We start from the raw sequence: 23,869 nt of genomic DNA, 5'->3' as shown, positions 1-23,869 counted from the left end.
TGTAAATTTTACCGGTAAAATGTAATATTTACAGTAAAATAGTAAAACGGCATCAATAGTGATTATATTTAGGTATAAAATGAATATCTCTTTTAGAGTGTTTTTCAATAAAATTTCTCTTGATGCTGTCTCTTGTCTTTCACTTCAAACATGTATTATTTTGAAGTTCTTTTGCATTTGAGTCCAAAAAATTGATTTTCCCAATAGAATTGTAAACCTTCCGAAATAATTAGTTTCATTACGAATATTAATAATAAAATATGATTTTTAGTTTACCAATATGAATTTTTAAATAATAATATGAATATTATTATCCAGAGATTCTTAACAAAGGAGAAACTTGCTTATGTAAGGACGGCAATTCTTTAAACGACTCTGTAAATTTTTGTTTAGGAGACTTATTCTTTCAGAATTTTAGAGTCACTATCTTATCAAGAAAAATTGAGGTGATTAAGATTAATAGAATTAGTATTTCGAATATTTGGGGATACATTTTGTTTGTATTTGTGATATTTGGTTTGCTAATGACTCCCACGTGTATGGCAGAATCATTGGATTTGGAGGACCAGTTCAATGATACCGAATATAACATGCAGTTGCGGGATATGATAGTGGAAATCAATAAACTCTATGACGAAGTTGAGCAAGGGAGAATTACTCAGGAGACTGCTAATAGATGATCCACGATATAGTCAAGTTAAGTTGAAAAAGCAAATTGATGAGAGAGATCAAGAAATTTTGTTACGTGATAATAGTAAGTTCAACGATACTGAATATAATATTCAGTTACAGGACATGATAGCGGAAATCAATAAACTCAAAGATGATGTTGAGAATGGGAGAATCACTCAAGAGGCTGCTAATAAAACGATAACGTCTATTACAGATGATCCACGATATAATCAAATTAAATTGAAAAAAGAGATTGTTGAGAGAGAACATGCATTTTTATTACGCAATAAAAGACCTCCAATACCTTATGAGATCCTTAATGACACAAATTCGCTTTCTGAAAATACAAGCCCCATAAATTTTTCAAGTACTACCAATACTATCAACCTGTTAAGTACTACCAATACTATCTATACGTATCCAGATGTATCTTATATGGATTCTGATAGTGATGGATGGGGAGTTGGTTATAATGTGGCTACATTACATGAAGCAACTTCATCTGACCCCGATGAATATATGAAGATTGCAGCTCGAAGTGAAGCTGTAGGCTCATATTATGCAGACGGATACATGTTCACATATTTTTTTGCTCCAGACACAGGTAATGCAATCGTAGGTGTTGATTTCGATTGGTGTGGAGGTTGCCTCTATCCTGACGATTGTTCTATAGACTTTGTTCTGTGGGAACTTATATGGGTGGGACCACAAGAGGTCCAATGGGTTAAGATTAGTGAAGATGAAGATGCAGTCAGCTTAACTGGCCTTACGGCCACTGGTGGCCCTTATGACGCCAGTGCAAGTTGCTCAACGTATTTGGACTATGATGCTGTATTATATTGCTTCGCTCTGGAAGCTCACACAAAAGGAAGTTCTCTTGTTCCTTTTTCACCTGCTTCTGGCGCTGACTTTGGATTCCCTGCAATTGGCGGGACCCCTCGAGTAACATGGCATCAAGGAAAGGTGATTTACTAATTTTTCAATTTTAAGTGTAATTCTTACGAGAATAACTAGTGCATTGATTCCTAATTAACACCATTTTAGACTGTGATTCCACCAGGCATTTCATCCATTTCTTCCATTTTATATCTCCACGTAAATAGAACTTGCTTTTCGTTAATCTGGTTTATATATTGACTAATTCTTTCTTTTAATTCATTCATTGAGTCTACTCTTATTCCTCTCAACACGCTCCTCACCATTTTACTGAAAAAACTTTCGATGATATTCAGCCACGAAGCATGTTTGGGTGTGAAAACAAATTCAAATTTATCAGGAACCGTCGCCAGGTATTCCCGAGTTTCTTCTGATGTATGAATTTTTAGATTATCCAGTATAATTATGATTTTTTCTTCTAAGTATGTTGACTCAAGTCCTTTGAGATATTCAACGAATTCGCAGCTTCTATGCTGTTCAAATACTTTATAATAAATTATCCCAGATATCAAGTCAATTCCAGCTAATAGTGAAAGAGTCCCATATCTTTTATACTCATAATCTCTTGCTATTGTAGAATAATGCCCTTCTACTGGCATAAGATCTGGATAAGCATTTCCGATTGCCTGAATACCTGGTTTTTCATCGTAAGAAATAATCACAGTTTTAATTTCTTCTTTTTTTCTTTTTTTTCATTTAGTCTTTTAGCCTCTCTATATGTATTCAGGACATTGGCTGCTTTTTGATCAAAATCGGGATCAACTTTAGCAATGTAACAGCTAATCTTATGTGGTTTTATTTTGCTTGCATTGAGAATCTTTGAAATTGTCCCCTGATTTATCTTCGATAAATCAGGATGTTTCTCTTTGATACAATTCTCCCTGATATATTCAACAAGGAGCCTCTGAGTCCATATTTCATGAGGATAACCAAGATCTTTTGGTTTCATACAAGCAAGTGAGACTACCCAAGCTCGTGATTCAGCACTAATATCTTGAGGTCTTCCACTTCTTGATTTATCTACCAAGCCTTCTTTAACTCCAAGATCCAAAACTCTTTTTATCCATTCTCTCACAGTTTTGTAATCTACTTTCAAATCTCTGGAGATCTCAGTATCGTTTTTTCCCTGATAGCTCAAAAGTACAATCTTGGATCTTTCAACAATGCTTGCAGTTTGATTTCTAGAACGACTTAACTTGGTCAGATAGTCTAACTCTTGTTGAGTAAATGATAATTTGGGACGAAGACTTATGCGAGGCATAAGTACATTTATAGTCTTACTAATATAATGATTTATGCATATAATTCAGAATCGAAGCACTAGTATTGTGATTCCGAAGTAGGTTCATAAAACCTGATGTTTTAATCTGTCCAATGATCATGGATTTTCCCATTGAATAACGAATTTACTTTGGAATCGAAGCACTAGTACTGTGATTCCGAAGTAGGCTCATAAAACTTGAGGTTTAGATCTATTCAATGACCATGGATTTTCTTAATAGATAAGGAATTCACTTTGGAATCGAAGCACTAGTGTCATGGCAAATTGAATCTGAAACACAATGTATATGGAGGCATCTCTTTAGTTATCGTTTTTATAACTAAAGAGTAGCATAATTAAGCTGCCCAGACACTAGTTAATTGCTTAAAGGACAGGCCAAAGAGGTAAGTTTTAAATTTTGGGATTGGATCACCGTCAATTCTTTTTTGATTTACAAATTATTTTCAAGAACAATATTATAAATATAAGAAACAACAGCAGAGTAAGCATAAACAGTATTTCTGAGACCCCAATGATCATCTTGAATACCTCACTTTTCTGAATCTTGAGTTGATTTTTGACCGTCTATATATTTCTACACAATACTATAAATTTGTTTTCTTGTAACTTCGACAGAGCTTATCCGAAAAGTAGCTACCTACTATAACTTTTAAATATTCAATATTCAAAACCGGAATGGATGCTCTGATATTATAGATCTATGTGACTTTTCAACATGCATTACTGACTTTTCGGATAGGCTCTTAGTGCAGATTCTAGCGATGAACGTAAAATTAAAAATCATTAAACTTTTAACCGATTACAATCCTTGTAATAATGCATTAGGGTTGAAGTCCTTAGATATCGAATGTTAATTTTGATTCGAGACTGATTTCTTCTTGAGAATTCAAATTTTTCAATCAAGAAATGCAAGAATAACTATATTTTGGAACCGAGTTTATTAAAAAGATTAGGAATTAGAATTTTCTATTTTAAGTAAAATTAACAGCCATTTTAGATGGAACAGTTTTTTAAAACTCCTATCGTGTAGAAATACTATAGGTGTTTATAAAAATCCGACGTTTTTATACAACAAGTTAATATAAATGTGGTTATTTTTTGTTAAGGCAATTTTTGAAAATTTAGCGGTTGTGCAAATTCCTTACACAAATGCGTACAAAAAATTCGAGTTACCTATATCCCCTAAATTTAGTGCGAGGGATGGGATTCTAATCTCTTCCCTTCACAAGCTGCGACATAAGGAAAAGCCTCTGATAAATCTCCTACACCTCACGCAAATCCTCCACAATAGATTGAAATTAGCTTCCTTTTTACTTTTTCCCGTGGCATGAACAAGCTCTCCACATTTTAGTCCTGAAATAAAATTTTCAATATATTTGCTTTACCCTTTCCTTAAACGCCTCATAGAGAGCACTAGAATAAGCTCTTATCTATTTTTGATTAGCAAAATATACTTTATAAAGTCAATAAACAGTTTAACACACCAACATTTAAAATCATTAAATTCCTGTAAATGCAATGGAAAAAATAACGAGGAATGAGAAATGAAAGCAATTCACAGGGCAGCAATTGCGTTGAGTCTTCCCCTAATAATTCTTTTTCTAATTGCAGGAACAGCCATCGCGTGTTCTGTCAGTCCTGGACACCCGGCGACAGATATCGGGTTAAAGCAAGTACCATATAATATCAACGGCGCTTTTACAACCGTATCAGGTATCACCTACGATTCTGCGTCCGGCGGATTTGCCGCAGACAACTCTGGGAAAGTTTACACCGTCACTCAGTATGATCGGCTGTTTACGATCATGGAGGATAGCTCCGACTCTCCTTTGTTCTTTGCTATTGACGATAAACACGGTAAGCATTTCTTCAGCTATGGAAATGACGGGAATACCAGATTGTTCCGAAGCGGAATTATCAAGTCAGATGACGTTTTTTCAACGGAGACTATTGCCAATTCAGGTGGGGTTATCACTGTCCAGACGGCTCTTGCAGTTCGTAACGGAAAGACGATTTCCGATGACAGAACGGAGGTCTATGATCTCACCGGGACGTGGACAACTGCCCAGAACAGTGTTTACCTGATAGACAGCCAGGAAGGAAACGTGTTTTCTGGAAAAATCACCCCACATGGGAAAACAACATCTACATCGTTTGCCGGATACATCGACACGGTTGCCGAGGACGGTACAGTCGAGATTGTTATGCTCTGTGAGAAAAACAACCTCATCCTGGGCAATCTCAACGAAAGCACGCGTAATATAACCATTTCCTATGTTCTCTATGCTGATGGCAGAATCTCATCCTTGCCCCTGACAGAGGACGTGGCTAAGTGGGCGAAAACTAACATGTCATACAACGTGACCCAGGAATACGTCACCTTTCTGAATAGTGACGGGATTACCGAAGATACCCAGGAACAAGTCCGATTGCTGACGGTCTCTGATGAAAAGGTAGGCCGGTATAATCTGACCTCCACTTCTGATGACATTACAATCATCGGCACTGTCCAGGAAGACAATTCATTTATCGAGTATTCTCCAGAAACGGGACTCATCCGTGGTTTCGTTAAAGGCAATACAAAATATGATTTCCGGGGAGAAACTGACTTAGCAGAAGCCTCGGTACATAATTTGACATTCTCTCAAAAGCTAAAGCATGGAGCTTTATAGTTTGTACCGGTAATACACTCTCGTAAAGCATTGCTTCAAGTATGACCCTGGTAAGACAAGAAGGAGAAATCAGGAGAACTCCAGATTAAACACCGAACCTGAAAAATCAAATTTGCACTGGTGCACCCCCGCAAGCAATGGGGTATCTTCGCGCCTCCGCTCCAAATTTGGAATATAGAGGTGTAATTCTGAGTTATGGATCAGCTAAATCAGAGATCATTGGCGTGTGCGTATTTTTTGTTATTTCCGGCTACCTTATTGATATTCGGGGGTCGTCTTCGGGACTCCCGGCACGGTTAATGATTTTATTTTTAGTTACTGTACGCAGGCGGGTTCAAGCGGAGTGTGGCGCATGAAAAGAAAGAACTTGAGATGCAATTTGCGGTCAAAAGAGAAAACCGGATTTTAGCCCTGAATCTGGAGTCAAAGGGTTGATTCCCATGAAATCAGGCAAAATATCCTGAGTATTTTTGATTCTGATTAGAAAGAGTTGGGGTTTTCTAAAGGTACTTTGTATTATATGAAGCAAAATAGTAGGTGAAGATTCCAGAAAAATAATAAAAAACGTCATTAATATTAATTTGTTGTTCCATATTATAATTTTTTATGTGGCAGTAACTTTTGTTAATAAACTATTTTTTGTAGAATTAATTTAAAATAACAAAATGGATAATTGTACATTGTAATGTAGGGTAAGGGAGTTAATAGATCAAAAGAGTGAGGAATAACCGATAGGAATAATCGGTAAGGTATGTGAATAAGAATTGCCTGGAAGATGCTGGTTCCTGTGCACCGGGGGGCAAGGGGAAGGAACATAGCTCTTTCGGGCTTTCCTCAATCTTTTTAAATGTATTTTTTAGATTTTAAAGCATTTTTACAGTTTTTGGTAAAACCTCAAATAATAAAAAAAAGCGAATTAAAAGCCAAAAAGCCAAAATATTTCAAAAAAGTTTAATAGTTGGGCGTGGATTGATAATCGATAAGAATTTGGAAAAAAATCTAACAAATAAAAGCGGAAAGAAAAATTAAAGTCTTTTTCTTATTTTCTGGGTTTTAGATTGATTGCAGTCAATGGTTAACGGAATTAATGGTAAATTTTGATGCTCCCAGAAGATATTAAAAAACCTCCAAAATTTGCTCAGATTGAAGCTTCCACGTTCAAGGCAAATGTCAACTACCCGCTAAATTCAAAGATATAACGGGTTTCCTGTTGAAGGTTTATGAAATGGGGAGTTAATAAATATGTATATATTAGAATCGATGGAAAGCGAAATACTTAAGCATCTATATGAAATGGGAATTCTTGGTATAAACGAAGGGTGGGAAAAAGAATCAAAGCTAGATAAAAATGCAATCGATGAATTATATCGCGCTAAACTTGTGGACAAAAGTGTTTCAAAGGGATTTGTACGCCTGTCAGAACGTGGCGTGGGTGCAGTACTATTAGGGCTTCAGAACGCAGACAGAATTTCTGAGTTGTTGTAATTCCCAATCAATAGCTCTGGCCATGAAAATGGCCATTTATTACTCATTTTAATTTCTTTGTGAAGCCGCCCGGTTGATACATCCCCAGAATATAGTTGAACCGGACCTAGTCCTTGAAGATCTCTGACAAATTCTTTAATATCTTTGTACATGGATATTGTGAAAAATCGTTTGCGCTTGTTGTTCCAGTGGTCACTGCCGCAAAATCAACATTTGCCGCCAGGGCCGTTTTAGCATCTACCAGACTGTCTCCAATATATAGCACATTATTTAGTTGTTTGTTAAGGCTGTCAATTGCAAGTAATAACCCTTCAGGAGACGGCTTTGGGACCCTTACATCCTCTCCTCCGACAATAACATCTATCAAATTTGAAATATTATGAATGCTTAAAGATTCAACTATCCTATAATGATATTTTGTCGTTACGATTCCTGTATTGAACCCATTCTGCTTTAATCTCTGTAATGTACTTATCGTGTCATCAAAAAGCACAGTATTTTTTGACATTACTTCATCGGCCTTTTCTCTGAATGAATCCTTAAAACGACTTATTAAGGCTTCGTTTTTCTTGTTTGTCAGTTGCATGAACGCTTCATTCAGCGGTAATCCGACGGTCTTTTTTATGCTTTCGCGATCATATCCTTTAATATCTAACCTGTTAAAAGCGTAATTAAAACTTGATACAATACCATTAGTTGCATCCGCCAATGTGTAATCAAAATCAAAAATAATGGTATTATATTTATTGTCAATCATATTTTCCATTCCTGTTGTTAAATCATCACCTTTGCCCAAAAAAACTTTCCGTCAGATGAAGCAGAATGCCAAAAGTAACTTTCAGCCTTAATAGCCATGTTTTGGTCTTGACAGTCGAAATTCTGATAATATTGCTAATAGTTCTGGGTTTGTTCTTCGTTATAATTTATAAAGATCTTGTGAACTACCACTCAGCTAAAGACTGAGTGGTTTCTTGGTTCATTCCTCCCTCTATTGAGGGCAAGTCCCCAAGCTCATCCCCGTAGTCCCTACGGTGTCATAATCCAATTAGATTCTGATCTATGAGAGCGAATTTTTTGATATTGATAGCGGCATTAATGTCTCTATCGTGTTTGGTTTTACAGTCTGGACAAATCCATTCTCTGTCTTTTAGCTGAAGCTCTTTATTGTGGTATCCACACACACTACATAGCTTAGAAGAGGGTTCAAATTGTCCTATTCTCAGGACGGTTTTTCCAAACCATTGAGCCTTATATTCCAACTTTATTACAAAACTACTCCACGCAGAATCACTTATAGCCTGTGCTAAGTGATGATTCTTAACCATGCCTTTAACATTTAGAGTTTCCAGAGCTACAGCTTGGTTTTCGCTAACAAGTCTAAAAGAGAGTTTGTTCTGGAAGTCATTTCTCTGATTTGTTATTTTGTCATGGAGTACAGCAAGTCTTCGTTTAGCTTTTGCCCTGTTCTTAGAGCCTTTCTGTTTCCTTGAGACTCTTTTCTGTAATACTTTGAGCCTTTTAAGAGAGTTTTTCAAGTACTTTGGATTCTCAACCTTTTCTCCTGTTGAAAGGACAGCAAAGTCTTTGATACCTACATCAATTCCTACTGTTGTTGATTCTGTGAAAGCTTCCTTTACTGGAAGTTCTTTTCCATCTTCAACAAGGATACTGATGTAGTAATGTCCTTTACATGTCCTTGATACCGTAGCCGTTTTAGGCTCTCCTTCAAACTTCCTGTGAAGAACTGCTTTAATTGGGTTCTATTTTAGGAAGCTTGATAGTATTATTTTCAAAGTTTACAGTGTAGTGTTGAGGTACAGGGAAAAACTGTATCGGATTCTTTTTTGATTTGAACTTTGGAAACCCTGTTTTCTCTCTAAAGAATCTAGTGAAAGCGGATTCAACCTGCTTAGTCATCCCCTGTAATGATTGAGAGTTAACTTCTCCTAACCACTCATTAGAAGCCTTTAGAGTAGGAATTAATTTGTTTAAGTCAAATCTGGAAATTGATTCCCCCGTCTGCTCATAAGTTTTAATTTTCTGGTCAAGTGCCCAATTATAGACAAATCTGCAGCTACCTATATGCTGATTCAATTGAATAGCTTGTGTAGTTGTAGGATAGAGTCTAAATTTGAACGCTTGCATCATACAAAGGCATAATATGCTTTAACAACATACATACTTTTTGGTAAATACGAAGTATGAAACACGGAATTATAGCAAATTTTTGTTAATGTATCATGTTATTTTTGTTTGCAAATACCTAAAAGTCATACTTGAACCAATTAGCGAAGAACTCAAACAGATTATGAGTGACATTTCAAAAGAGTCTAACTTTGAAATCCTTGAAATGGAAACTGACAAAGACCATATTCATTTCTTGATCAAGAGTGAGCCGAAAGTTAGCGTTTTGTCAATTGTCAGAAAATTGAAACAAGAATATACTAACAGGTTATGGAAAACTCAAAAAGAATATCTGAAAAAGTATTATTGGGGTGAGAATACGTTATGGAGTGATGGTTATTTTGCGTCTACTATCGGAAATGTTAGTAAAGAGGCGGCAGAATACTACATACGGAATCAGGGTTGAAGTTGACGCTTATATCCCCTGAGCTAAAGACTCAGGGGTTTTACGCTTCTTCATATAAAGCAGCGAAACAGGGTGGAAAATGCCTGGACCCAGATCGAAGTCCAGCTTAAAAGGCGTTATGACCTTATCCCAACCTGATAGAAACCGTGAAAGGGTATACACCCCACGAGAAAACTCTTTTTTAAAATATTATGAAAGCCAGGGCTGCAGTAATGTCTGCAAATACGGTAAATGAAACTGCGGAGGCATCCAATTACCTCTTCTCCACTCTGAAATCCCTTTTCGCAGTTGCAGAAAACTATCCCGACCTTAAAGCCAACCAGAACTTTATGCAGCTCCAGAAAGACCTCATGGAGACCGAAAACAAAATCACCTACTCAAGACAATTTTATAATGATACCGTTATGAAATATAATATCAGTATTCAGACAATTCCTAAGAATATTGTTGCATCTCTAACGGGATTCGAGAAAAAAGATTTGTTTGAAGCCACACAGGCTGAAAGAGAAGTCCCGAAGGTTGAGTTCTAACAACTTACACCGGTTCAGGTTACTGAACCAATTACTAATTATCAGCTTTTAAATACTGTTTTTCGTTTGTTTCTGCTCAGTTTCTCTGAATTTCTATCTTTTAGTTTCTTACTCAAAAGTTTGGATAATGAAGAAAGATTAATTTTAAAAGCTCGGGTAGTAAGCAGTCAATAGATTAATATTATTCCGGAACAAGCTGAATGTGAACTTTCACCTCTTCTGTTCTTCGTCATTCCCTTTGAGTCTGCGGAACCCGGCCAGAATAAAGCGTAAGCTTCATCCACACCTGGAAAAAAAGAGTCAACTACCCGCTAAATCTGAAGATTTAACGGGTTTCCTGCTTAAGGTTTATGAATAAAATAAAACGGAGCGCTAAAAATGGATATTTCCCGCCTGCTGAATGAAATAAAAGCTTCCAGCCGCTATGAAAACCAGATAGTCCATATAGAGGAAATCCCGGCAATGGATGCCCTTTATGCACCTCTTGAGCTGGAATCGAAGGTAAAAGCTGCTCTTGCAGGCATCGGAATTGAATCATTATACTCTCATCAGGCTGAGGCGATCGAAAAGATAAGGAAAAGAAAAGACATAGTACTCTGTACAAGCACAGCAAGCGGAAAGTCCCTTACGTACATGGTTCCTATTTTTGAAACTATCATGAAGGACCCTGAAGCTACTGCCCTTTACATTTCTCCTTTAAACGCCCTGGTAAACGACCAGTTGAAAGCCTTTCTGGAATTTGAGGGGGCACTGAATTCCGGGGCAGGCATAGCCCGTTATACCGGTGCCCTGACTGCAACCCAGAAAAGGGAAATCAGGGAAGGTCAGACAAATATTGTTTTCACAAACCCTGAAATGGTGAACATGAGCTTCCTTGCCTGGCACCATCTCTGGAGACGCTTTTTCTCGAACCTCAAATTCATTGTTGTTGACGAGAGCCATTACTACAGGGGAGTCATAGGGAGCAATATGGCAAACGTGCTCAGAAGGCTTCTCAGGGTTGCGGAATATTATGGAGCTTCCCCACAGTTTATCTGCTGTTCGGCAACCATAGGAAACCCGAAAGAGCATACCGAAACCCTGCTGGGGAGGGAGGCAAAAGTGATTGAGAACAACGGCTCTTCACACGGTCCCCAGAAATTTGTGTTCTGGAACCCTCCTCTTTACCTGAATGGAAGGGGGTGCACACTCCGGAGGAGCAGTTTTTCCGAAACCTCAACCCTTTTTACACGAGCAGTCCAGGCGGGACTCCAGACTCTTGCATTTACGCGATCCAGGCAGGGGGTGGAACGCATGTATAAGAGCTGCAGGGAACTTTTGAGGGAGCGAGGTCTCGCTTCTGCTATCTGTTCTTACAGGAGCGGCTATTTTGACAGGGAGAGGGAAGAGATCGAAAAGAAAATGAATTCAGGAGAACTCAGGGGTGTCATTTCTACAAATGCCCTCGAACTCGGGATCAATATAGGAGGGCTTGATGCCTGTATTCTTGACGGCTATCCCGGCACGGTCATGAGCTCCAGGCAGCAGGCGGGCAGGGCTGGCAGGAGTGGAAACGAAAGTCTTGTCCTTATGGTAGCCGGTACGAATGCCCTTGACCAGTATTATATGAGAAACCCGAACGATTTTTTTGCAAGAAGCAGCGAAAATGCAGTGCTCAACCCCAAAAACCCCTATATCCTTGCAGGGCACCTGCTCTGCGCAGCAAAGGAAATCCCTCTCAGGACAGCCGATGAAAAGTACTTCGGCAAAGGGTATTCAAGAGTTGTTGAGCTTCTGGAAGCCGAGGGGCTGCTTGCAGGCAGCGACCTGAAGTATACCACTGACCCTTTCCCTTATAAACACGTCTCTCTCCGGGGGATAGATAATAATACTTACTCACTTCTCACTTTTGAAGGGGAAAAGAGTTTTCCTCTCGAAAAAGACATAGAGGAAAATCTGGCTTTCCGGGAATGCCATCCAGGGGCGGTCTACATGCACAGAGGAGTACCCTTCTACATAAACAGGATCGACCACGAGAAAAAGGAGATCCATGCCATAAAGACACACGACGGCTATTATACAAAACCCATGATAGATTCCTCGGTCCTGGTGCAGGAGACCTTTGCGGTAAAGCCCCTCGAGCACGCTCCCGAGGTGGAGGTAGGGCTTGGGGACGTGGAGGTAACGGACACTATTGTAGGGTACAGGAAAATCCGGACCCACAGTGACGAGACTATGAGTACCCATGACCTTGAAATGCCTCCAGTAATCCTTCAGACAGTTGCCCTCTGGCTTAAGCTCCCAAACCGGCTGCAAGAACTTATCGAAATGCATAAACTTGACTTTGCGGGCGGGATTCATGCGGTTGAGCATGCGATGATTTCCATGTACCCTCTGCACCTGCTTGTGGACCGGAGCGATGTAGGGGGAGTTTCAACTCCCTCCCATCCCGACTTTGGGGGCAAAAGCGGGATTTTCATCTATGATGGGCACAGGGGAGGAGTGGGATATGCTGAAAAAGGGTATGATCTGATCGAAGAGGTCCTAGAAGGAACCTTAAAAGCCATTGAGAGTTGCCCCTGCGAAAGCGGTTGTCCTGGCTGTATCCAGTCTCCCAAATGCGGGAACAATAACGAACCCCTTGACAAGCATGCGGCAATCATGCTCCTACACGAACTCCTGGGAAAAGCCCCCTACATCCCACCCGAGAAAAAAGAAAAGCACCTTTCTGAAGCCAGAGCCCTGAGACAGAACCCACAAAAACAGGATTCTGGAGATGCCCTTGACAGAGTCCGAAGGCAGCTCAGGCGCGAAACCATAAAACAGGAAGCTTCAGCAGGGCAGAAGGAAAAGGAAAAGACCTTCATTGTCACGTACGAGAACGGAGGAATGATTGGAGTCGTCTCGTCCATTTCCCCAGAAAAGGCTGCAGTAAAACTTATTCGACAGAAATACACAGGGCAAAAGGAGCCTGCAAAGGAGAAACCCCTTGAAATCTGCATAAGAGATCTCGAAGCAGGCAGTGATCACCACTTCAGGGTTTGGGTTGAGATTTCCGAAGATAAAGGAAACGAAGCCTTTTCCGAAGAGAATGGAAAAAAGGCTGTGAAAAAACTAATTATCAGGAAAATGAACTGAAAGATCACAGGCCTGAAAATGGTTCTCAATCTACCAACAGGGCTAAGGGATTTGTTTTAACAGAAAGCTTTGCTTTGTCAGATTTGGTCAATTGTCTCCAATTTATCTCTTAACCCTGACTTTTTCACTGGTTTTTGATATTACATTGATTCTTCGGGAAAAACATCCACTCTATATTCATTACGCCAATCCGTCCAAACTATCCTGTCCCTATAGATGGTAAAGGAAATTTCTTTGTATCAATAACATATGAAGAAAATCCTATAATAGAGTATGTTGATAACGATTTGTATCAAGCAATAGACTTAGGAATCACGAAAAATAGTAACAGCAGTAAACACTCAAGGAAAATTCATTGAAGTTAAAACACCACGTTCAGATCAATACTGGAATACAAAAATAGATACAATCAAATCCAGAAAAGATCATTGTAAAAAAGGAAGCAAGAAGTGACGTAATTACTCGAAGGAAGCTCCGTCCTCGCTTTCATCATAAAGCAGGGTGGGGTAGTTCACACCAGAAATGTCAAATTGTAAAACCCAAAAAGTTAAAATTTAAGAGTAAATAATCCTTATTTTAGCGGTATTATATAATATTATTTTTTTTAAAGGAAAGTACAGCAGGGTGAGAAGTTATTTTACATTTAAATGGTAACTGAAATATGAATTTTCCAAGACAAGAAAGGTTGCCCATAACAGGGAAGTATTTCATGAGAAAGATATTTTTATAGGGTGATATTTAAAAAAGATATGAAGAGTGATTCAAAGAAAAGAGAAATAGACAAAATTGAACTAAAGTTTACTTGTATTCACTTAATAAAGATATATAAAGCAAATCAGTGAACGGGGATTTTAGGAGGAGGTTAAAATATGTTGGATTTGATTATGAGCAATAATCTTTGATTTTGAGCTTAACCCGTTCACAAGGAACAACAGAGGAAGATCTGATATATATGCATTTTGGTGCACAAAACGGACAATACCTTTTTGTATCATAATCCAGAAAAAAGCACTATAATTTAATATATTCTTTCCTGATATGGCATGTTAAAAGGGAAATTAGACTATAAAGCAGAGGAACGGCATTTCCGGTCAAAGAATAAAACATTCAGGGGTGGAAACTAAACGGGTAAAAATATCTGCTAAAGATATTTAATAAAACGTATTTTAAGTCTAATATAAGAAGATGGAATAAGTCACTAAAGATTATATGGATAAGAGATATATAATAATTGGAATAGTATAAATTAATATAGCATATAATGTGGAGCAAGTATACACTTACATGCACACATGCACCTATAATAAGAGATATGTGCCAGATAATGCTTCAGAAAGCTAGAGCCGATCACAGGACACGAGGAAAATAATTGATAGGAGAATAAAAAAGAGGGATTTGGTATGAGAGAAGAAACTTATAAAAAAATAATGGTTGCAACCGACGGTTCGCAACTCGCTAAAAAAGCGGTTGATACGGCGATTGAAATTTCCAGGCTCAGCGGAGCTAAACTTTACGCTGTATATGTGGTAGTCCCGACGACCTATTCTGCCAGGGACTTTGGCTGGGAAAAGGCTGCAATGGAGCACTTCAGGAATGAAGGAAAGTCAGCTACGCTTTTTGTGGAAGATGCCGCAAAATCTACAGGAGTCGAGGTGGAATCTGTACTTCTGGTAGGACACCCCGCAGATAAAATAGTAGAATTTGCGGAACAGAACGACATTGAAATGATTGTGATAGGAACACTCGGGAAAACCGGACTCGACAGATTCCTGCTCGGGAGTGTAGCTGAAAACGTGGTGAGGCATTCAAAGACACCTGTACTCGTGGTCAGAGGGGAAGTCCAAGAATAAAGTGAAGTAGACGTGAAAAATGCCCTTTTCATATTTACTCAAATCTTTTTTAAATCGTTCTCTTTTTTCGACGAGCCACCTGAAAAGCTGGCGAAGGTAATATATTTATTTTGGATTCAAAAATGGCTTCCGGGTTCAGGCTAGATATTTCACGAGTAATGAAAAGGCGTTTTCTAAAATTTCTCTATAGAACCCAGGCAATTGAAACAAATGGAAAAAAGTTGACCAGAAATTAACCAGAAATTAACCAGAAATTAACCAGAAATTAACCAGAAATTAACCAGAAATTAACCAGAAATTAACCAGAAATTAACCAGAAATTAACCAGAAATTAACCAGAAATTAACCAGAAATTAACCAGAAATTAACCAGAAATTGACCCGAATACATAGAACACGAATAAAAAGAATACGAATCAAATTTTCAAAAAAAAGAAGTTGACCTCAGGAACTTATCCCAGGGGAAAGTTCTTAACAATAGAGCCTTTGAGGTCAAAAAACTTAGCAGCGGATTTCAGTATAAACTGTTATCCTATTACACTCATGCCGGAAACCCGAATTGAAGGTGTGATTATACCTCCGACTTTCCTGACGTCAAAGCCTGCTCCTGTGATGTTCTTCAGGAGTTCGAAAACATTACCCGAAATCATAAGGGATTTTACAGGCTTATCCAGGACTCCGTCCTTGATTGTGAAGGCATTTCTGGCTTCTACGGAAAAATCCCCGGAGATTGAGTTTGCAGTATGGGCACCTATAATCGTGTTTACGAAAACTCCGGAGGTAGTATTTGCAATAACATCTTCCTGCGGGTAGTCGATGACGAAATTCCTGAGCCCTACTGAAGGAGGGCTTGTATAGGAGGACCTTGAGCCGTTTCCTGTGCTTTTCACACCGGCTTTTCCTGCGGTATAGCTATCATAGAGATAGGTTTCAAGCACACCGTTTTCAATAACTGTGGTATGCTGTGAAGGAACACCTTCATCGTCCGAAGCCGAGGTATCTATGCCTGCTTCAACCAGCCCGTCGTCATAAATGCACAGTTCAGGGACCGCTATTTCTTCCCCGATTTTATCTATCAGGCCTGACCTTCCTTTCTGCACATTGTCCGCATCAATAGAAGGAGCAAAGGCTTCTTCGAGGATGTCAGAAAAGGCAAATGGATGAAAAATAACATCGGTTTTCTGCTGCTCTATTTTTATTCCTCCCCTGGATTTCAGGGCAAGGTCGGAAGCATTTTTCCCGAGAGCAAAGAAGTCAATGTCAAGAGAACGGGAAACAGCAAAGTCATAGGCTGTAGAGGTTTCCCCGTCAATGGTTATCACATCAACAAAACCGGAAACTCCTGAGGATTCTTCTTCAATTTCGATTCCGTTTGTGTTCAGGATAAAACGCCTGCTCTTTGAACGGGTAAAGCCCCCTGAAGTCGGGAGCGTTCCTGGAATCTCTTTTGTCCCTTTAACGAGTTCTACGGCATAGCCAATGCATTCTTCGAGTTCAAGAGCCTCAACCTTTTTATCGAAGATGCCTGAGACCTGAGGGTATTTCCCGTTGGAAGGGAGGGCTATCCAGTCAGGATCATTTTCTCTAACCCTGGCTTCTGCAACCGCAATCTTTACGGCGTTCTCGAGTTCTCGTGCAGAATTGGTGCTGGCAAAACCCACTGCGCCGTTTACAATGGCACGGATTCCCAGACCTTCCGAGAAACGGTCTTTAGCGTTCTCAAGTGCGTCCTTTTTGAAATTGATACCCGTTGAATGGTTTGCAGCGTAATAAATTTCAGCTTCTTCAGCCCCTACTTCTTCTGCCATTTTCAGGGCTTTTCTTGCAAGCTCGTACACTTTCAGGCACCTCCTACAAGGGCTTTTGAGATTGCAACATGAGGAGAACCGTCGGACACAGGTACAAGCTGCCCGGCTTTTCCACATCTTCCGGCAGTCATTTTCAGGTCATTACCCACATGGGTTACATGGTTCAGGATCTCAAGAGTATTCCCTGAAAGGGAGACATCCCTTAAGAGCCCGGAAAGTTCTCCGTTCTTTATAAGGTATCCTTTTTCGGCATTAAACTGGAATATGCCTTCTCCGGTGTTTACCTGCCCGCCTCTTGACCCCACAAGGTACATGCCGTTCCGGACTTCCTCCAGCATCTCTTCAAATTTAGAATCACCGTTGTCAATGAAGGTATTGCTCATTCTGACAACAGGCATGGAATAGCCCTGGGCCCTGCAGTTTCCGGGAGTTCCCCCGAGTTTGGCTGCGGTTTCCCGGGAGTGGAGATAAGAATTAAAAACTCCGTTCCTGATTATTTCGGTCCTTTTTGATTCGGAACCTTCAGCATCAAAAGGATAATACCCGAATTCGTGCAGAGTGGGGTCATCGATGATCGTAATAAGCGGGGATGCTATCTGTTCTCCGATCCTGTTTTCAAGAATGGAATCTCCTTCAAGCACAAGGTCGGCTTCCGAAGCATGCCCTACAGCTTCATGGGCAAATACTCCCGCCAGCTCCTGGTCAAGCACTACAGGCATTTCTCCGCCTTTAGGAGTTTTAGCCTTCAAGAGCTGAATTGCGGTCTTTCCTGCATTTTCGGCAAGCTCGAGGACGTTTTCATTCTCAAAAAGCTCATAACCGTATCCGAAACGGCTTTCTCTACCTGCCTGGTATACACCGTTTTCAGAAGCAACGGCGGAGACTGCAAAACCAACATTCAAAAGTTCATATTCACATTCCAGACCTTCGGAACTCCGGTACTGGATTTTAAATTCTGACTCAAGATACATTACCTTTGTACTGTGAACTCCTGCAATCTTTGCATGTTCTTCAATACTCTTCAAAAGGTCTACCTTTTCTTCAATTGCAATGTCTCTCGGGTCGATCCTGATTTCAGGAAGGTCTTTTACACCTGGCGAATTTATGGCTGCAAGTTCGACTTCTTCTTTAGGGGTGCTCGCATTCATAGAAAAAGAAAGTTTTGAGGCAACATCGACCCCTTTTTTAAGGTCGATTTCCCCTTCAACAGCCGTATAGCCCCAGGAACCTCCGCAGAGAGCCCTTACTCCGGCCCCCCTTGTGAAGTTTCGAGACATTTCTTCTATCTTTCCGTTATCCAGGATGACAGAAGTGGAACTGCCTTCTATCACCCTGCAGTCATAAAATTTTATGTCCTGCATAATGCCTTTCATGATCAGTTCCTGCACCCAAAGAGATTAATAACCTGTACGGAAGCGGGTGATACTTCCGGGATATCGAAACTTAGTTTTGTAATATTCTTGAGTTTTTCGATAATTGTGTTCTTTTTCGGGCCCACAAGGCTGTGTTCCATTACTTCTGCAATAGAGGAAACAGGAATGATCTGGATCTTATCCCTGTATGCTTTTTCGACAAGAACATCTGCCTCGTTGGCTTTAGGTATAATGACTTTCTTCATACCCGCCCGAGCAGCTGCTTCTATCTTGTAAGTGACCCCACCAACAGGCAGGACATCTCCCCTGACAGAAAGAGAACCCGTCATTGCGACAGTCTGGTCCACAGGGATCCTTTCAATAGCAGAGACTACGGCGGTTGCTATGGAAACCGATGCACTGTCCCCTTCTACACCTTCATATGTCCCTACAAACTGGATGTGGACATCGTGGCGGGAAATGTCTGTGCCGGTCATGTTCTTGATCACTGCGGATACATTCTGCACCGCTTCTTTTGCAATGGTCTTGAGCTTGCCTGTTGCAATAATTCGCCCTTCGGCCCCGGAAAGGGCAGGGGTGACTTCGGATACAATGGGAAGCACAATTCCTGAATCTCCACCCATAACTGCAAGCCCGTTGACTCTGCCCACAGCAGAACCTTTCCTGAGGAAAGACTCGTAGTCCTTGCGCTGTTCAAGGTAGCTGTCTGCAAGCTGCTGTTCAATAGACCTTGCAATCCTCTTTGCCGCAAGTACATGCTCGGAAGTTGTGATTGGAGCCCCTTCGGAGTGGGCAATATCTCCTGCAACACGCACAAGCCCGCCGAGGTCACGGAGCTTCAGGGTAAGGTGGCCTTTCCTGCCGGCGCGCCTTCTGGCTTCTCTGATGATATCTTCTACTGCACCTTCGTCAAAATGAGGGATGTGTCCGTCCCTGACGACTTCCTGGGCAACGAAGCGGACCAGCTTTTTCCGGTTTTCGGGACTGTCTTCCATGGAATCTCTCATGTAGACCTCGTACCCGTAGCCTTTTATCCTTGACCTTAGTGCAGGGTGCATTTTCTGTACTGCATCCAGGTTCCCTGCAGAGACCATAATGAAGTCACAGGGTACGGGCTCGGTTTTAACAAGAGCTCCCGAACTCCTTTCAGACTGTCCGGTAATAGGGTATTCCTTTTCCTGAAGAGCAGTCAAGAGACTCTGCTGGGACTCAAGCCTGAGAGTATTGATTTCGTCAATGAAAAGCACCCCTTTGTGGGCTTTGTGAATGTCTCCGGCTTCTACTCTGTCGTGTGCAGGGGTTTCAAGCCCTCCGGACTGGAAGGGGTCGTGCCTGACATCCCCTAGCAGAGCTCCTGCGTGGGCTCCGGTTGCATCAATGTAGGGTGCGTGGTCCTTGTCATAATTTGAAACCGCCATTTTCGGAATCATCATTTCCTCTTTGGGAAGGAACTGGCGGGTTAACATGAGAATCATAATGCCTGCAATGATACCCCAGAGCAGCTGGGCGACGAAGTAAGAATAGACGATAATACCCACAACAAAGAGCATCATAAGCATGTTCCGTGCCTGGGCTTTCTTTCTTGCCTCCATCTTGTGAGCCATAACAATTTCTCGACCCTTCCCGGCGGGAACTTCCCTTATCTTGGGGTTGTTAAGGTCCTCCAGGTTAGGATATACAAGGATATCCTTGAGCTCTTCTTTAGGAAGAAGTTCTGCCATTGCTTTTGCAAGCAGGGACTTTCCTGTTCCGGGAGTGCCTATCATCATGATGTGCCGTCTCTGGCTGGCGGCTTTCCTGACGACTTCTACTGCATGTTCCTGCCCCAATACCTGATCAATAAGGAGTTTTGGGACCTCTATATTAGAAGTGTCTTCAAACTGGAAGCCGATGGCATCTTCATCTTCTTCATCTATTTCATCACTTAACTCAGACTCGGCCATGACCTGAGTAGGCTCATTTTCCACCTGGTCGGCCGTAGACATGTCTAATGTAGAAACAGCTTCACTCACTTCATGAGCTTGTCTGTTCATATTCTCCGAAGACCCGTCTATGTTCTGATTATTATTATACTCCATGGTTAGCTCACATATTAGAACGTTATTAGATAGACGTTATCTGATCGAGATTATATACTTGACGCTTTTGAAAAAATAACAAATTTAATGTGAGAATGGAAAAAATGGCTGCCACAATAACAGACTCCTTAAGTTATTGTAACCCCATCCATGCTTTGGCTAATTAAATAAACTTGCTGTATATAAAATTAACCTGCCACCACATATACAGTATATAGAAACCTTTTATTATATACTATTTGCTGGCTGGATATTTGAGTCGAAAACTTGATCAGAAAATCAATTACTGAATTAATCACGAGATATTTAAGATATTTTTTACATACCTATGCTACATCTCCTATATATAGTTAAATATCTTCCTCACAGGAACTTTGTGCTAAGAATTCATTCAGTGCCTGTAAACCGATATCGACAGCTATTTAAAAAAACAAAGGTGACTTTTCTCTTATGTCCAGAAGCAAGGTAAAAAATCTTCTCCTCCTGAAGCAGATTCACAGTGCTGTAACCCAGATCAAGAAAGGCAAACTGGATAAAGCCCTCGAAACACTGGATAAAGCCGAAAAGTCTGCAAGGCAGGCGAAATCCACAGATGCTCTTTACTATATTCTTTTTACTCGCGGAGGAATCCTCTACTCGGCAAAAGAGTATGACCAGGCCCTTGAAACCTATGAAAGAGCCCTTGAAGTAGGTTCCGAACTCCTGGAAGCAAACCCTGAAAATGCCGATTACCAGCATTACATGGGCACAACCCTTAGCAATACGGGAAACCTCCTCAAGAAGAAAGGAGAAAAGGACAAGGCTGCCGAATCCTATGCCCTCGCCCGCAAGATATATTCGGACCTCATCACAAAAAACCCGGAAAATGTCGTTTTCCGCTCTTATGCCGGAGAAAACCTGAATAACTACGGCTCCCTCCTCACAGAATCCGGTTCCCTGGATATAGCCCGTGAAATCCTTAAAGAAGCAGTCGAAACCTACGAAAAGCTATTTAAAGAGAAACCTGACAACCTTGGTTATCAGGCAGAACTTTCAGTCGCGCTCAGCCAATTAGGAAGTTGCCTCAAACAGCAGGGACCCGAAGAAAGCGGAACTGCAAAACAGACCCTGGAAAAAGCCCTCGAAATGCAGGAAAACCTGTTAACTCAGCAGCCTGAAAACGAAAAAATCAAAGAAGCCATCACCCTTACAAAGGAAAGGCTGGAAGGGCTTTGAAGGTTAAATTATATTACAGGTTTATTACAGGTTTATTACAGGTTTATTACAGGTTTATTACAGGTTTATTACAGGTTTATTACAGGTTTATTACAGGTTTATTACAGGTTTTTCTCAGAAAACAACAGCATGTGAACATAGAGAAGGATCATCAGCCCAACTACAATCCCCCAGATAAACTGCAAAGTAAAATATGCGTAGACGACAATCCCAAGCGCAAATAAAGTGAGCAGGATGTTTGCCAGCCGGACCTTCCGCTTCATCGTTGGGTCGTGAGGGGTTCCGGCTTCCTCTTCATTGAGGTCACACTCAACGAAATAACGGTGTTCCTGCTTCATGAGGAAATAAAGCCTCAGGATCAGGATGTCGATAACGATACCCCAGAGAAGCTGGCCTATGTAAAGGGTGTAGAAAAAGACAGCTGCAAGGAAGATACCCACGAGTATCCGGTACATATTTTCGTACTTGCTTTTGGGAGTTTTACTTCTACCCTTCCCCTGAAATTCGTCCTCTTTTTTCTGCTCTGATCCTCTTTCCAGGCTGGTTCCCCCTATCCGAAATATTCTTCATTTGATACTGATAAGCAGCAAATACTCAAAAAGCGTGAGTTAAAGAAAGATATGGGACACTGAGCATCTATAATTAAGCTTTTAATAATAGATAAAGGAGTTGGAAGAAAAAGGCAGGAAAAGAAAAGGCAGGGCAGGAAAAGAAAAAGCATAAGCTATAAAACATTACAACCCCGTTTTTTTACCATGCCCGAAACTCCCGAGAAATTAAGAGAAGATGCAGTAAAAAGCTTCAACGAAACCCTGGACCTGATGCAGAAAGGCAAGCCCGATGAAGCCCTTGAATCCCTCAGAAAAGCCGAAAAAGCCGCACATGAAGCAAAAGACGAAGCTATCCTGTTCCATACCTTAAAAGTAAGAGGGCAGCTACTTCAGTCCCTTGGCAGGCTTGAAGAAGCAAAGGAGACCTACACCTTCTCCTTAAAAACCTGCGTAAAACTCCTCTCAGAAGAACCGGCAAACAAACTATACATTGATACCCTCCACATGAACCTCAACAACCTCGGAAACCTCGGAAACATATTCCAGAGAGCAGGCAACTTCTCCTCTTCCCGGCAGTGCTATGAAATTGGCCTCGAAATCTCCCGGAAACAACTCGATTTCCACCCCGAAAACGAATTCTATAGGATGTACGCCGGAAACACCCAGAACAACCTCGGAGAACTGCTTTTCACAATGGGTCAGCCCGAAGAAGCAAAAGAAAAATACGAAGAAGCCCTCAAAACCTACGCTCCCCTCCTCAAAAATTTCCCGAAAAACCCGGAATACCTCTCAGACAAAGCAATGACCCTCAACAACCTTGGAACTCTCTTTTCAGAAAAAGGGCAAAAAGCAGAGGCAAAAGAAAACTTCGAAAAAGCGCTTGAAATCCTGAAAAAACTGAGCAAAAAAGACCCTGGGAATGAAAAGCTCAGGGAAGAAATCAGCCTCACGCGGAAAAGGCTCAAAGCGCTATGAAATATAGCTTCTGCAATCGGAATTATCCAGCCCCACAAAAAAATAACAGTTTTTAGATTCACTTCACCCGTTTAGAACTCAGTAACCTATGAGAATTAACAAAGCACACCCATTTATTTGAAGAAAACGAAATTTGACAGAAAGAATCGATTTAGGAACAATACAGATATAATATCAAGGGTTTTGTTGCCAAGAATGTTTATTGGGGGAAATGGAACTAGAGTTCAATTCCCAAACTGAAATTTAGAAGTTATATTTTTACCATTCCTTAGCATAGGGAAGATGAGCTGGAAAAATCATTATTATTGGGAAAGTAAAATATTAACATAAACCACTTTTTGAAGACTTTTTATTCAAAAGCCGCTCTCCTGCGTCGAGCGTGACAAGAACGGCCCGATGTGGCGAATATGGTTGTATGGGTCAATTTATAAGTAATTCAGTCCTCTTGAGCGCAGCGAAAAGGACACCGTCCTCCCGAGACGGGACTCGGGCGCTGAAAATTCCCGATTCGCTTATGCTTCTATTATGTGAAAAGATCGAAAATGTTCCCGAGCATGCTGCTGTCGGCCTGATATAATTCGGTGTATTTGCAGCGCTTACAGGTGACGTGGGTGAATTTTTTGTTCTGGACATCGAGGACTTTGCTGATGAAGCCGCCGGTTGTGCGGATCTCGCCGAGATCATAAGTGGTGTTCCCGCATTTAGGGCAGACGAAATTGATATTTTTGCTCATTTT

Annotated in this window: 15 protein-coding genes and 2 pseudogenes; 9 read left to right on the top strand and 8 right to left on the bottom strand. The window is 40.7% G+C overall.

The window, feature by feature from the left end:
• Positions 1–639: 639 nt before the first annotated feature.
• Complete coding sequence (locus MSWH1_RS05635; protein ID WP_156148080.1) at positions 640–1,647, top strand: hypothetical protein; 1,008 nt, start codon at positions 640–642, stop codon at positions 1,645–1,647.
• Between the two features lie 65 nt (positions 1,648–1,712).
• Here MSWH1_RS05635 and MSWH1_RS17955 read toward each other — a convergent pair.
• Positions 1,713–2,869, bottom strand: a pseudogene (locus MSWH1_RS17955) (IS630 family transposase).
• Positions 2,870–4,464: 1,595 nt separating this feature from the next.
• Here MSWH1_RS17955 and MSWH1_RS05620 point away from each other — a divergent pair.
• Positions 4,465–5,562: a hypothetical protein gene (locus tag MSWH1_RS05620; RefSeq protein WP_231591905.1), complete on the top strand. Its 1,098-nt coding sequence runs from the start codon at positions 4,465–4,467 to the stop codon at positions 5,560–5,562.
• A gap of 1,242 nt (positions 5,563–6,804) precedes the next feature.
• Positions 6,805–7,047, top strand: coding sequence for a hypothetical protein (locus MSWH1_RS05615; RefSeq protein WP_048126822.1), 243 nt, complete (start codon positions 6,805–6,807; stop codon positions 7,045–7,047).
• 106 nt (positions 7,048–7,153) lie between these two features.
• On the opposite strand, the gene MSWH1_RS05610 is transcribed toward MSWH1_RS05615, so the two are convergent.
• Together MSWH1_RS05610 and tnpB are read right to left on the bottom strand one after the other, a co-directional pair.
• On the bottom strand, positions 7,154–7,843 hold the full coding sequence (locus MSWH1_RS05610; protein WP_231585606.1) for an HAD family hydrolase: 690 nt from the start codon (positions 7,841–7,843) through the stop codon (positions 7,154–7,156).
• Positions 7,844–8,081: 238 nt separating this feature from the next.
• Positions 8,082–9,195 (bottom strand): annotated as a pseudogene (gene tnpB / locus MSWH1_RS05605) (IS200/IS605 family element RNA-guided endonuclease TnpB).
• Between the two features lie 37 nt (positions 9,196–9,232).
• Between tnpB and tnpA the strand changes: the two are divergent.
• The 4 genes from tnpA (at position 9,233) to MSWH1_RS05585 (ending at position 15,134) form a co-directional block, all read left to right on the top strand.
• Positions 9,233–9,637 carry an IS200/IS605 family transposase gene (gene tnpA, locus MSWH1_RS05600; protein ID WP_156148078.1) on the top strand — a complete coding sequence of 135 codons (405 nt, stop codon included), beginning with the start codon at positions 9,233–9,235 and terminating at the stop codon, positions 9,635–9,637.
• Positions 9,638–9,849: 212 nt separating this feature from the next.
• Positions 9,850–10,167, top strand: coding sequence for a LemA family protein (locus MSWH1_RS05595; protein WP_231591904.1), 318 nt, complete (start codon positions 9,850–9,852; stop codon positions 10,165–10,167).
• Positions 10,168–10,545: 378 nt separating this feature from the next.
• Positions 10,546–13,284, top strand: a complete 2,739-nt coding sequence (locus MSWH1_RS05590; RefSeq protein ID WP_048126820.1) for a DEAD/DEAH box helicase — start codon at positions 10,546–10,548, stop codon at positions 13,282–13,284.
• Between the two features lie 1,400 nt (positions 13,285–14,684).
• The gene (locus MSWH1_RS05585) at positions 14,685–15,134 is read left to right on the top strand and encodes a universal stress protein (protein ID WP_048126819.1); all 450 of its coding nucleotides are present in this window, start codon (positions 14,685–14,687) and stop codon (positions 15,132–15,134) included.
• 526 nt (positions 15,135–15,660) lie between these two features.
• Here MSWH1_RS05585 and MSWH1_RS05580 read toward each other — a convergent pair.
• Genes MSWH1_RS05580 through lonB form a run of 3 tightly spaced genes read right to left on the bottom strand, consistent with a single transcriptional unit; the run spans position 15,661 to position 20,392 of the window.
• The gene (locus MSWH1_RS05580) at positions 15,661–16,971 is read right to left on the bottom strand and encodes a TldD/PmbA family protein (RefSeq protein ID WP_048126817.1); all 1,311 of its coding nucleotides are present in this window, start codon (positions 16,969–16,971) and stop codon (positions 15,661–15,663) included.
• A gap of 2 nt (positions 16,972–16,973) precedes the next feature.
• Positions 16,974–18,314: a TldD/PmbA family protein gene (locus MSWH1_RS05575; RefSeq protein ID WP_231585604.1), complete on the bottom strand. Its 1,341-nt coding sequence runs from the start codon at positions 18,312–18,314 to the stop codon at positions 16,974–16,976.
• A 2-nt stretch (positions 18,315–18,316) separates the two neighbouring features.
• A complete protein-coding gene (gene lonB / locus MSWH1_RS05570) occupies positions 18,317–20,392 on the bottom strand; it encodes an ATP-dependent protease LonB (protein ID WP_048126814.1) in 2,076 nt (691 codons plus the stop codon).
• 450 nt (positions 20,393–20,842) lie between these two features.
• Between lonB and MSWH1_RS05565 the strand changes: the two genes are divergently transcribed.
• Positions 20,843–21,607: a tetratricopeptide repeat protein gene (locus MSWH1_RS05565; RefSeq protein ID WP_048126812.1), complete on the top strand. Its 765-nt coding sequence runs from the start codon at positions 20,843–20,845 to the stop codon at positions 21,605–21,607.
• Between the two features lie 101 nt (positions 21,608–21,708).
• Here the strand turns inward: MSWH1_RS05565 and MSWH1_RS05560 are convergent, their stop codons facing one another.
• Entirely contained in the window at positions 21,709–22,062 is a 354-nt protein-coding gene (locus MSWH1_RS05560; RefSeq protein WP_231585603.1) for a hypothetical protein, read from the bottom strand.
• Positions 22,063–22,362: 300 nt separating this feature from the next.
• Between MSWH1_RS05560 and MSWH1_RS05555 the strand changes: the two genes are divergently transcribed.
• Positions 22,363–23,133, top strand: a complete 771-nt coding sequence (locus MSWH1_RS05555; protein ID WP_048126809.1) for a tetratricopeptide repeat protein — start codon at positions 22,363–22,365, stop codon at positions 23,131–23,133.
• A gap of 523 nt (positions 23,134–23,656) precedes the next feature.
• Here the strand turns inward: MSWH1_RS05555 and MSWH1_RS17950 are convergent.
• Positions 23,657–23,866 (bottom strand): zinc ribbon domain-containing protein, encoded by a 210-nt coding sequence (locus MSWH1_RS17950; protein ID WP_082088038.1) that lies wholly within the window; start codon positions 23,864–23,866, stop codon positions 23,657–23,659.
• Between the last annotated feature and the right edge of the window lie 3 nt (positions 23,867–23,869).

The sequence above is a fragment of the Methanosarcina sp. WH1 genome, assembly GCF_000970005.1.
GTDB lineage: Archaea > Halobacteriota > Methanosarcinia > Methanosarcinales > Methanosarcinaceae > Methanosarcina.
This window is presented reverse-complemented; position numbering and strand designations above follow the sequence as displayed.